A 12,180-nucleotide genomic window follows, 5' to 3' on the forward strand; every position below is an offset into this window, starting at 1 on the left:
TAGTGTTAAAATTTGTTTTCATGTTTTTTAGCTTGCCCGAAATGTAGGCATTCTGTCAACAACTTAATGCGACAAACAATATGCATTTTACTCATACACATATTCCCTTTAGGACTATTTTATGCATTTTTTAAAGGAAGGGGTAGAAACTCTGGAGTTGAAATAGGAAAAAGGTAGGGGTTAATAGCATGTAACGAGATGATTCAACGTATTCCGTAGCGATGCAAAAGTGCGATCAGTCGTTCACTATCCACCGGCTTTTCAATAAAATCTAGCGCACCTAATTGCGTGACCCTACTTTTCATTTCAGGTTGGATATCAGCGGATATAACCACCACAAAAGTTTCGATACTAGGCTCTGTTTTAATTCTTTCTAAAACACCCACGCCATCTAAGATGGGCATCGTCAGGTCTAAACACAACAAATCAATAGATTGCTGCTTTAGAATGTTTAACGCCTCGACACCGTCTTTTGCTTGTAATACGTTCACCTCAAGCGCGCTGGACAGACAACGGATAACTTGTTTTCTAGCAACTGTCGAATCATCACAGACTAATATTGAGTAAGCCATTACTATTTTTACTATTATTTGTTATACCTCGTTCTTATAACACAATATTCTGACATCAGTAAGTGTTGCAAGCTGCAATTAAACCAAAGCAGCATTTAAGAGTGAAAATCAGAGATATTTATTTATTTTTAAACCTTTATTAGCTAAGTTTATGATTAGCCATTCTGCACAAACTCTAATTTTGGGAGCCAAAGTTCATTCATGCTGCAAAAAAGTCTATCTAAAAAGCTACTCACGAATGTGCTATCGGTTTACTTCCTACTTACGTTCGTAGTGACCTGTGGTCAGGTTGTCGCTGAATACGTAAATACCAAAGACTACATTCGTAATGAATTGACTATGCTGCAAAAAACGTTCAGCCGTAGTCTTACACGCGCAATTTGGGAATTAAACACCAAACAAACAGTCACCACCGCAGAGGGGTTGCTGGCGATCCCCATGATTGAGGGCATCATCGTGCGAGATGATAGTGGTGAAATAATCTCTCAATTGGGCCGATCTTTAGATATTCATGAACTTTATAGCCAACAATTGGTGCAAGAAGAAGCAATTATCGAAGATACCCCATCAGGACTATTTGGCTATACCTTCCCACTGATTTTTGAATTTTCTGGCCGCGCGACACAAGTTGGCGACGTAACACTTTTCTCATCTCGAGACGTCGTTTTCAGCCGTATTATGATATCGATCTACTTTTTGATCGGTAATGCGATGATTAAAACTACGTTCTTAATTATTCTATTTTTAATTGCCTTTCGTCGTTTGCTCACCGAGCCACTTACTGATCTTACCGATCAAATAGAAGAAATTGAATTGGACGATATTGATGGTCGGAAGATTGATATCGGTACCACGGAACGTAATGAGCTTAAAGTAATGGAAGAAGCATTCAACAAGCTCATTGATAAAGTCTCAGAGTACAGAAAACAACTCGATCAAACGCAAAAAGAATTGTTGATAAGTAACGAGAAGCTCGATCAACACAACTTGCAGCTTGAACAAGAGGTCGCACGTAAAACGTCTAATCTCAGTCAGGCCATGATGGACTTACAACAACAAAAATATGAGCTGGAAAAACAAAAACTCACTCTCACCGAAGAGGTCGATCTTCGTAGTCAAACAGAGCAAGAGCTACTGACAAAACAAAAAGAGCTCGAGCGGTATGTAGACGAGCTAAATATGGCGCAAGAGCGCTTGGTTGGCTCAGAAAAAATGGCCGCTCTTGGGGGACTTGTTGCAGGTATTACGCATGATATCAACACCCCTGTTGGTATTGGGGTGACGGCAACGTCTTTCTTACAGGAGCGATTAAATAAGCTTGAAGCGGCGTATAAAGATAAAACCCTCTCACCCAAGGCTTTGGAAGAATTTATTAACGAAGCAAAACAAAGCACCAGTCTTCTGACCACTAATCTCGATAGAGCCTCAGAGTTAGTTGCCAGCTTTAAACAAATCGCAGTTGATCAGGCTAGTGAAGCGGTGCGAAAGATTAACTTTAAAGAGTATCTGGCCGAAGTTGTCCGCTCACTACACCCAAAGATCAAAAAGACCAAACACATCATTAATATCGAGTGTCCAGAGGACCTAACTCTTAACCTGCCGGCGGGAGCAATCAGCCAGATATTTACCAACCTGATCATGAACTCATTGATCCATGGTTTTGATGGCGTTGATAAGGGTGAAATCGATATCATCATCACCGATGATCATGACGATGTGAAAATAGTTTACAAAGATAATGGCCGTGGTGTGACCAAAGCACAACTAGAGAAACTATTTGACCCATTCTTCACCACAAAGCGTGATCAGGGAGGCAGTGGTTTAGGCACACACATTACACTTAACTTAGTAAAACAAACCCTCAATGGTGATATTGAAGTGACCAGTGAAGAAGGTAAAGGGCTGACCTACTACATTCAATTCCCAAAAAATATGCAAGCCCCTATGACTATGTTCAGCTAACACTGTTTGGACTACTCGTAAAGTTTTACGTGTAGTCCTCCCCATTACGATAAAATTCTTGCTATCATGAGCGCCAATTTTTAAGCACGGATACTCAATATATGTGGTTTAGTAACCTGATCTGTTATCGTTTTAAGCAAGATGTTTCATACAATCAAGAAGAGTTTGAAAAGGCACTAGAGCAAGACGTATTTAGACCTTGTGGAAGCCAAGACATGAGCACCTTTGGTTGGACCAAAGCGCTTGGAAAACATGGCAATAGCTTATCGCATTTTTCACAAGACAGTATTTTGTTATGTGCAAAGCGAGAAGAGAAAGTACTCCCTGCTTCTGTAATAAACGACATGGTCGCTGAGAAGGTCGAGCTCATCGAGCGTGAAGAAAACCGCCCGGTAAAGAAAAAAGAAAAAGACGAATTAAAAGAGAACATTCTGAGTAGTTTGCTGCCTCAAGCATTTAAGAAATCTAGCTTACAATTTGCTTTTATTGACCAAAAAAATGGCTGGGTCGTGGTAAATAGCGCCAGCTTTAATAAAGCCGAAGAATTACTTGCTTTGCTGAGAAAGTCGCTAGGCACCTTACCTGTCGTACCTGCATTTGCAAATTACGATTTAGACGTGTTCTTAACGGATTGGCTGACAAAGTTTGAGACCCCTGAAGGTTTTGCAATTGGTACTGATGCTGAGCTACAAGAACCTGACGACAATGGTGCTCAAGTTAAGCTCAAGCAACACGACTTATCTTCTGACGAAATCAAAAGTCACTTAGACAATGGTAAACGCGTCACAAAACTTGCATTTGACTGGCGTGAACGCGTGAAGTTTATCTTGCAAAATGACGGCTCGATTAAACGTCTAAGCTATGCCGATGCGCTAAAAGAGCAAAATGCCGATATTCCCAAAGAGGATATGGCCGTTAAGCTTGACGCTGATTTTATTCTAGTCAGTGAAGAGATAAAAGAATTGCTTGAAGAGCTGACTCAAAGCTTGGGTGATGGTTCGGATATGTAATTCATTGAGGCGATAAGCACATGCGCCTATCGCCTACGATGTTTGCTAAGCAAACATCGTTCTTATGTCTTCCAGAGCATGAATATATTCGTCACTGGTAAACATTTCCACTGATTCTATAATGCCTTTATCCGCATACACTTGCAGTGAGGCGGTTTTATCGGAAACCTGTAAGATTCCTTCTAAAATAGCGCCCACTCTAATGAAATCCACATAGCAATCTTGTTGTGGTTTGTAATTTGGATTGGACCAGTTTTCCGCGGCATCAATAAACTCCTCGGTAAACCCCCATTCACGCATAATTGCGCCTCCAATTCTACCCGCTAATTTTTGGATAGCATGTGCCAAAAAGCTTGGATTAGCGAATACTTCTGGGTGTCTTTCTGCTTCCGTCAAAATAGGCAAAACACCAATGTTAAATACCAAAGATGCCAATGTGATCGTATCTCTATTTAAAGAGGTATGTTTATGCGCCTTAAGGTAAAAATCCATTGTGGTGATGGCTTGGCAGGCAACTTTAAGCGTTTTCTGCCACGCTTTATCCATATAGGTTTTGATCAGCTTATTGTTAGATACAAATAGCTGCTCCATTGCCATTGCCGTAGCAATATTTTTGATTTGTCTTAGCCCAATACGCGTCACTGCCTGATTGAGTGTGTTCACTTTAACAGAGCGACCCAAAAAGGCACTATTAGCCACTTTTATCATCCGCGCTGATAGCGCGGGGTCATGAGATATCACCTCTGCCATTTGCATTAGATTAACGTCTGGGTCATCTGCGGCTTTACGCACACGCACGGCCGCATCCGGCAAAGTAGGCAACACTAAGGTGTCACTATTGATTCTGTCTATAAGGATGGTAAGTAAGGCATTCTCTGTTGACATGAGCTTAATTCCAAAACTGATTAAGTAGCGCTAAACGCCCGTGTTTTAGCCTTTAGTATTGTCTAACATCCTTATAAAGTTAAGAAAGCAACATAAAAATATTAGCCGCGGTCGATGTTTGGACAATTTTATAAAAATGGTCGCAGCAGTTAGGCATAATTACGCTGGATCATGTAAAGTAGGCGCTCAAGTTTTATTTCCAATAACAAAAAGAGAGCAGCATGAGACTTTCAAAAATTAGTCAGGCACTGATTATTGCCAGCACCTTGGCACTGGGTGCATGTTCAGACCCAGCAACTAACACATCGACTGCCGCAGACACACAACAAGCACAAACACCAAACTATGAGCTTGTAACACTGAGCCTTCGCGTTTAGACATTTACACACAAGTGACGCTTAATACCGATTTGTCTCACCTAAGCGACAACCAAAAGCAAATGATCGCGAAATTGATTGATGCGTCTAAATTGATGGATGATCTATTCTGGAAGCAAAGCTTTGGTATGGACAAAGACACCTTTCTAAGCCGTATCAACGATGAAAAAGTACGTCGCTTCGCAGATATCAACTATGGTCCATGGGATAGACTAGATGGAGACAAAGTATTTCTTAGTGGCTTCGAAGAAAAAGCCCCCGGAGCCGAATTCTACCCTCATGATATGAGCAAAGAAGAACTGAACGCCTCTGACATCAAAGATAAAAATGGCTTGTATTCAATCATTAAGCGTGATGAACAGGGAAAACTTTATAGCATTCCTTACTCTGAAATTTATGGTAAAGAGCTCAAGCACGCGGCGAAACTATTGCTAGAAGCCAGTGCGCTTGCCGAAGATAAAGAGTTTGCCAACTATCTTAAGTTACGTGCTGATGCACTACTGAATAATAGCTATCAAACGTCTGATTTCGCTTGGATGGATATGAAAAATAACCCCATCGATGTTGTTATTGGTCCAATTGAAACCTATGAAGATCAACTATTTGGCTACCGAGCTGGATTTGAGTCTTATGTCTTGGTTAAAGACTTAGCTTGGAGTGAGCGTTTAGCTAAGTTTGCCGCCTTCTTGCCTGAACTACAAACAGGCTTGCCTGTCGATGACAAATATAAGCAAGAAGTACCTGGGTCGGATGCAGACTTGAATGCGTATGATGTCATCTATTATGCTGGGCATTCAAATGCTGGTAGTAAAACCATTGCGATTAACCTGCCAAACGATGAGCAGGTTCAGCTTGAAAAAGGGACACGTCGCTTACAACTTAAAAACGCCATGCGTGCTAAGTTTGATAAAATCATGCTACCGATTGCCGATCAGCTAATCGTGCCTGAGCAACGTAAACACATTACCTTTGACGCCTTTTTTGCTAATACAATGTTCCATGAAGTTGCGCACGGGCTAGGTATTAAAAATACCATCACAGGCAAAGGCACCGTACGTCAATCGCTACAGGAACATGCCAGTGCTATCGAAGAAGGTAAAGCCGATATTCTTGGCCTTTACATGGTTGAACAGTTATTGAACAAAGGTGAAATCACAGAAGGGACCATTGAGGATTATTACATTACCTTTATGGCCGGTATCTTCCGCTCTGTACGCTTTGGTGCTTCAAGTGCACATGGTAAAGCCAATATGATCCGTTTCAATTTCTTTAAAGAGCAAGGTGCATTTTCTAAAAATGAGCAAGGCCTATACAAAGTAAACATGGATAAAATGGCAACCGCGATGAAGAATCTTTCTAATTTGATTTTGACACTACAAGGCGATGGTGATTATCAAAAAGTAGATCAATTGATTGCCACTCATGGTGATATTAAAGCAGAGCTTAAAGCTGATTTAGAAAAGCTAGCGCAAGCAAATATCCCAGTGGATGTGACCTTTAAACAAGGTAAATCCGTACTTGGTCTATAAGCTACCATTGTTCTAGACTACAGGCGCCTCCGGCGCCTTTATTCTTTAGACTGTGCGACTAACCGCTCACGCACGGTACTCCATCCCAATTAATTGTCATCTGCAAAGCTTGCCGCTACCATCACATCACTTTTATTGATAGTTAAGGTGCACTGTGCGAGTTACATTTTCTTCTTTGATATGTGGGTTGTCTCTAGCGCTAGCCGCTAGTGCAGCAGCTCAGCCACTTACGCTTGAGCGTATTTTTGATGATCCAGGTCTTGCGGGTAAAGCGCCCGTAAAGCTTAAGTTTTCTCCGGATGGTAGTCGTGTTACTTACTTGCAAGGTAAACAGCAGGATTATAATCGCTACGACTTATGGGAGTACAATCTTAAAGACAATAAAAACCGCTTATTGGTTGACTCTCAAGCTTTGTTCTCTGGTCCTGAAACTCTCTCCGACGAAGAGAAAGCTCGCCGTGAACGGCAACGTATTTTTGGCCGAGGAATATTAGAATACACTTGGTCAGATGACGGTAAAGCCCTGCTATTCCCGCTCAATGGGGATTTGTACTACTATCACCTCGCTTCTGGTAAAAGTCGAAAACTCACCGATACCGACGCTTTTGAGACGGATGCCAAATTCTCACCCAAAGGCAACTATGTGTCTTTCATTCGTGAGCAAAACTTGTATGTGTTGGAGCTACAAACAGGCAAAGAAATTGCTCTGAGCAAAGACGGTGGTGGTGTCATTAAAAATGGCATGGCGGAGTTCGTAGCCCAAGAAGAAATGAGCCGAATGACCGGATATTGGTGGGCCAAAGATGAATCAAAAATCGCCTTTACTCGCATAGATGAAAGCCCTGTTCAAGAGGCTATTCGCAACGAAATATATGCCGATGAAGTGAAACTATTTAATCAGCGCTATCCTTATACGGGCACAGCAAACGTGACCATTGAGCTGGGGGTGGTATCAATCGATAACCAGCAGATAGACTGGATTGACTTAGGCAAAGATAAAGATATTTATATTGCTCGGGCTAAATGGCTCAACGACAGCAAAACACTGTCTTATCAATGGCAAAATCGCGCCCAACAAACCCTTGAATTGCGTTTCTATGATACCGAAAAACAACAACAACGCGTTGCTTTAACAGAGCAAAGTGATACTTGGCTCAACCTACACTTTGACCTGCATTTCTTAAAAGATAATAAGCACTTTATCTGGGCCTCTGAGCGCGATGGTTTCAAACATCTGTATTTATACCGCAATAATGGCCAACTTGTGCGCCAAATCACTCACGGCGATTGGGTTGTCGATGCACTTAAAGGAGTCGATGAAAAAGCTGGCAAGGTGTACTTTGCAGCTCGCAAAGACACAGTGCTTGAGAGTCATCTATACAGTACTGCGGTTTTTGAAAAGTCACCGATTACCCGCATCACAAACTTGGGAACCTACCACAATGTAGTGCTTGCCAAAGACGCCAAAACGTTTATCGATAACAGCTCTGCGGTCAACCAACCCAATTCGGTGGCCCTTCGTAAAGTCAATGGTGAGTTTGTAACATGGTTAGAGCAAAATGAACTCAATGAGCATCATCCACTTACTCCATACCTGAACGACCTAGCAAAGCCCGAGTACGGTACTTTGACGGCTGAAGACGGCCAAACACTGCATTATCGCTTGTTTAAACCTGCCAAACTTGAAAAAGGTAAAAAGTATCCTGTCATTGTCAACGTATACGGTGGCCCACACGCGCAACGCGTAGTGAATAACTGGCGTAGTAAGAACCTGTACTTTCAATACATGGCACAACAAGGCTATGTGATTTTTCAACTTGATAATCGCGGTTCGTACAATCGCGGTAAGCGCTTTGAAGATCCTATCTACAAAAAGTTAGGCGTAGTAGAGGTTACTGATCAAATTCGTGGCGTAGAGTTTCTTCGTAGCCTTGATTATGTAGACCCGCAACGCATCGGTATTTATGGCCATAGCTATGGTGGATATATGGCGCTGATGACCATGTTTAAAGCGCCTGAATATTTCAAAGCGGGGGTTTCTGGCGCGCCTGTTACAGATTGGACACTGTATGACACTCATTATACTGAGCGCTATCTAGGACACCCAAAAGACAATGCGCAAGGCTATAAACAAAGTGCAGTCTTTGACTATGCGGATGGGTTGCAAGGGCCATTGATGATTTATCATGGTATGGCGGATGACAACGTACTATTTACCCACGCTACAAAGCTATTTAAACAGTTGCAAGACAATATGCAGCCATTTGAAATGATGACCTACCCGGGGTCAAAACACAGCCTGCGAGGTAAAAAAGTACAAACGCACTTACATCAAACGATCACAAACTTTTTTGATAGACATTTCAACAGCCAACATTAAAAACAAAAAAGGGCACAGTCAGTGCCCTTTTTAACCGCCCAAGTTACAGACAGTATCTTGCAAACAGGCTACTTACCGTTGCTGCGGTAGGTTTACCGTGTTGCCAATCACCACCCTCAACACCACTGCCAGCAATATCCATATGTACATACGGTAAAGGTAACTGAGAGTCACAACCATGCTTATCCAATCCACCCACGATGGCCAAAAATGCCATTGGGAATTGGTGACCACGCGCCGTCACCGCTGACGGTGCGTTGTTGCTCGACAGCACATCGTCAGCCAAAGTGCGAGGCTTAACAAAGTCATAGTCCTCACGACGACTGCGCGATAATTCTGCGCCATCGGCCCATAAATCGCCAAAATCAGCAAGCTGGCGAGACACCTGAGCCACACGAGCCGGACCATTTTCAACATAGGCACTGTAAGGCCCTACGGCACGTGCTGCGTGTCCCGTTAATGTTGCAACAGTAAACAGCGTTGGATTAACTTCGCTCTTAGCCATATCTTTCATTTCGCTTAACAGGTCGCCCATCGCCAAACGCCCTTCCGCATCAGTGTTACCAATGCGCACTTTCAAACCTTCACGACAGGTGATAATTTCATCTGGCACAAAACAATCTGAGCCAATTGAATTACGTACTACAGCAAGGTAAGCAACCACTTTCACACCACTTGGTTGATAATCTGCCACCGCTTTCATAAAGCCAGCAACAGACGCTGCGCCGCCTTTATCTCGGCTCATACCCGCCATAAAGCCACCGACTTTTAGATCAGCCCCACCAGTGTCATACACTAACCCCTTACCAACAAACATCAGTGTACGTGTCACCTCGTCGCTTGGCGTATAAACCAGCTTAACCACACGAGGATGATGACGCTCTACCGCATAAGATGCGCGCGCCACGGTGCCTAACATAGGGTATTGCTGCTCTATGGTGTTGATATCCGATACCACCTCAACGGAAACACTGGTGTTTTTGAACAGTTCAACACAGTAATCTGCAAATCTTGGTGGTGCCATACGCTCAGGTTCTGTACCACATAAATCACGAGCAGCATATTGACCCGCAGCCAAGGCATTGAGTTGCTTACATTGTGTTTCCGTTGCTCCGAATAGGCTAATTTGACGGATGGGTTCAATACTTGGACCGCGATATTCGCGCGCTTCTAACGGTTGCCATAGCGCTTGACAGGCTCCCAAATAAGCAACTTGTAAGGCATTTTGATAACGTGCATCTTGTGGCATGCCACTGACGATGAGCGTTGGTGCTTGGCTACCCGCAGCTTTCGCTTCACTAATAGCAGCTTTGGCCGCATCAAATACACGTCGCACGTCGTCATAATCTCGGTTTAGTGGTCCGGTTGGCGATACAATTAAGCGCTTACCAGGAAATTCTTCGGCAAGTACTAGCGTCGCCTTGTTAGCAATTCTGGCATCGACAGCCAAGTACGGCGCAAGCGCTTTGTTAAGACGTTCATCGTGAAGGTTATTCACATCAGCGGCTATGACAATGACAGCATCTGAATGCGCATTGAAAAAATCATCACATGGTAACGCGAGAGGAAAAGACATAAAAAAGGCCCTTAGTTACGATAATAAGGGCCCGATTATGGGTTATTTGATAATGCTTTACCAGTAAAGTCGGTTACTGGGTCTGTACACTTTTTACTTGCTTACTACGATGTTTAGCGATCACCGACCACGCTTCTAACATCACCAACACACTCACTACAAGCACGATTACATCCAGCACTACCAACAACCAATTACCTTGCTGATAGTACTCCTGCAATTTTATAAGACCGGCAAAAAATGCCATCAACAGCACAAAACTCATTGGGATCAACGTGTACTTAGCTGGACGACCCAGTTTTATTAGATACACCGAGATCACTAGTAAGGTGAGGCTAGCAAGTATTTGGTTGGTTGAGCCAAACAATGGCCAGATGATCATCCCGCCACTCCCCGATGCTCCACCAGCACCAAAAGCAAGCAGTAAACAACAAGCAACCGCCAGCAAGGTTGCCACTACGCCATTTTTTAAAACTTGTAAGTGGTAAATTTCCCCCCACTCTTGAATGATATAGCGCTGCAACCGTACGCCGGAGTCCATCGTTGTGCCAGCAAATAACACGACCATCACGGCCAATAACGTAGCTGCGATTTCCGTAGGTATCCCCCAGCCACTGCTGATCAGATTAGAGCCACCAGTGATAAAAGCGCCCACGCTGCCTGCGCCTAAGTGGCTATATATTTCATGCCATTGTTCTGGTGACATGGCTAACATCACGCCGCTCACCGCAACAAGGGTAATTAGCGCCAGCGAGCCTTCCCCTACAGCACCTAAGTACCCAACAAAACGACCGTCTGTTTCTTTATTCAACTGCTTAGAACTAGTGCCTGATGAGACAATGCCATGGAAACCAGACACAGCACCACAAGCAATGGTAACAAACAACAAGGGAATAATACTGGGTGTTTGAGCAGCCATTTGAGTGTTAAATGCTGGCGCGGTGATATCTGGCATCACCACAAACACCGCGCCATAAAGTAATATCAACCCCACCAGCAACTGCATACCGTTAATAAAATCTCTAGGCTGGAGTAACATCCAAACGGGTAATAACGAGGCAACCGCAGCGTAAATAAATAAGATCACAATCCAATTTGCTTTGTCAGTTAGGCCAAACATTTCAGATGGTAGCGCCAAAGGCATACTCGATCCCATATAAATTGTCGCGTAAAGAATGGCGACACCTATCACACATAGCGGGATCAGTGGCACTTGGCGCTTTAGTAACTGACCAATCACCAAAGCCACCGCAATCGCAGCCCAAGCAGGAAAGACTGCACTAGGGTTAGCCACAAATGAATTGGCTATCACGACACCAAACACAGCGTTAACCATCAATAGCACCAAAAACACCACTATCATAAACAGTGCGCGAGTGCGCTTACCGATAACGGTTTCTGACAATGCGCCCATGGATTTACCCTTATGTCGAGCACTCGCCCACAGCGCCCCCATATCATGAACACCCGCAAAGAAAATAGTCCCGAACACGACCCACAGCACTGCCGGCACCCACCCCCAGTACACGGCAATGGCTGGTCCAACGATAGGAGCGGCCCCCGCTACAGATGTGAAATGATGCCCCCATAACACCACTTTGTTGGTTGGCACATAGTCAACGCCATCATTCAGCTCATGAGCGGGCGTGACAAAATTGTCATCCATTTTAAATATTTTTTCGGCAATGAATTTGGAATACACAAACCAGCCAAATAACATTCCGATTACCCCAAACAGTACTATCATGATTGACTGCATTTTAGGCTCCTGCAGGTATTATTGTTAGACTCTAAAAATTAACACAGTTATCACGTAATGCACTTACCTTTTAGTCTGAGTCGAATGGTTTTAACTAAGGAGATATTAATTTCATCTGCGCCGACACAGA

At 43.5% G+C, this 12,180-nt stretch carries 9 protein-coding genes; 5 read left to right on the forward strand and 4 right to left on the reverse strand.

Annotated elements, in window-relative coordinates:
- Positions 1-203 precede the first annotated feature (203 nt).
- Entirely contained in the window at positions 204-572 is a 369-nt protein-coding gene (locus C2M32_RS14505) for a response regulator (RefSeq protein ID WP_105169029.1), read from the reverse strand.
- Positions 573-773: 201 nt separating this feature from the next.
- On the opposite strand from C2M32_RS14505, the gene C2M32_RS14510 reads away from it, so the two are divergent.
- Together C2M32_RS14510 and rdgC are read left to right on the forward strand one after the other, a co-directional pair.
- Positions 774-2,534 (forward strand): sensor histidine kinase, encoded by a 1,761-nt coding sequence (locus tag C2M32_RS14510; protein WP_105169030.1) that lies wholly within the window; start codon positions 774-776, stop codon positions 2,532-2,534.
- 101 nt (positions 2,535-2,635) lie between these two features.
- Positions 2,636-3,544, forward strand: coding sequence for a recombination-associated protein RdgC (gene rdgC, locus C2M32_RS14515; RefSeq protein WP_105169031.1), 909 nt, complete (start codon positions 2,636-2,638; stop codon positions 3,542-3,544).
- Between the two features lie 45 nt (positions 3,545-3,589).
- Here rdgC and C2M32_RS14520 read toward each other — a convergent pair whose 3' ends face one another.
- Positions 3,590-4,429: an HDOD domain-containing protein gene (locus C2M32_RS14520; protein ID WP_105169032.1), complete on the reverse strand. Its 840-nt coding sequence runs from the start codon at positions 4,427-4,429 to the stop codon at positions 3,590-3,592.
- A gap of 221 nt (positions 4,430-4,650) precedes the next feature.
- On the opposite strand from C2M32_RS14520, the gene C2M32_RS21170 reads away from it, so the two are divergent.
- The 3 genes from C2M32_RS21170 to C2M32_RS14530 all read left to right on the forward strand — a co-directional run bounded on the left by C2M32_RS21170 (position 4,651) and on the right by C2M32_RS14530 (position 8,715).
- The gene (locus C2M32_RS21170; protein ID WP_442792709.1) at positions 4,651-4,806 is read left to right on the forward strand and encodes a hypothetical protein; all 156 of its coding nucleotides are present in this window, start codon (positions 4,651-4,653) and stop codon (positions 4,804-4,806) included.
- Positions 4,807-4,820: 14 nt separating this feature from the next.
- Complete coding sequence (locus C2M32_RS14525) at positions 4,821-6,335, forward strand: dipeptidyl-peptidase 3 family protein (RefSeq protein WP_442792710.1); 1,515 nt, start codon at positions 4,821-4,823, stop codon at positions 6,333-6,335.
- Between the two features lie 154 nt (positions 6,336-6,489).
- The gene (locus C2M32_RS14530) at positions 6,490-8,715 is read left to right on the forward strand and encodes a S9 family peptidase (protein ID WP_105169033.1); all 2,226 of its coding nucleotides are present in this window, start codon (positions 6,490-6,492) and stop codon (positions 8,713-8,715) included.
- A gap of 43 nt (positions 8,716-8,758) precedes the next feature.
- Here the strand turns inward: C2M32_RS14530 and C2M32_RS14535 are convergent, their stop codons facing one another.
- A complete protein-coding gene (locus C2M32_RS14535) occupies positions 8,759-10,291 on the reverse strand; it encodes a M17 family metallopeptidase (protein ID WP_105169034.1) in 1,533 nt (510 codons plus the stop codon).
- 73 nt (positions 10,292-10,364) lie between these two features.
- Positions 10,365-12,050: a carbon starvation CstA family protein gene (locus C2M32_RS14540; RefSeq protein ID WP_105169035.1), complete on the reverse strand. Its 1,686-nt coding sequence runs from the start codon at positions 12,048-12,050 to the stop codon at positions 10,365-10,367.
- Between the last annotated feature and the right edge of the window lie 130 nt (positions 12,051-12,180).

It is taken from the genome of Pseudoalteromonas sp. T1lg23B (assembly GCF_002964665.1).
In the GTDB taxonomy this organism is placed as follows: Bacteria; Pseudomonadota; Gammaproteobacteria; order Enterobacterales; family Alteromonadaceae; genus Pseudoalteromonas.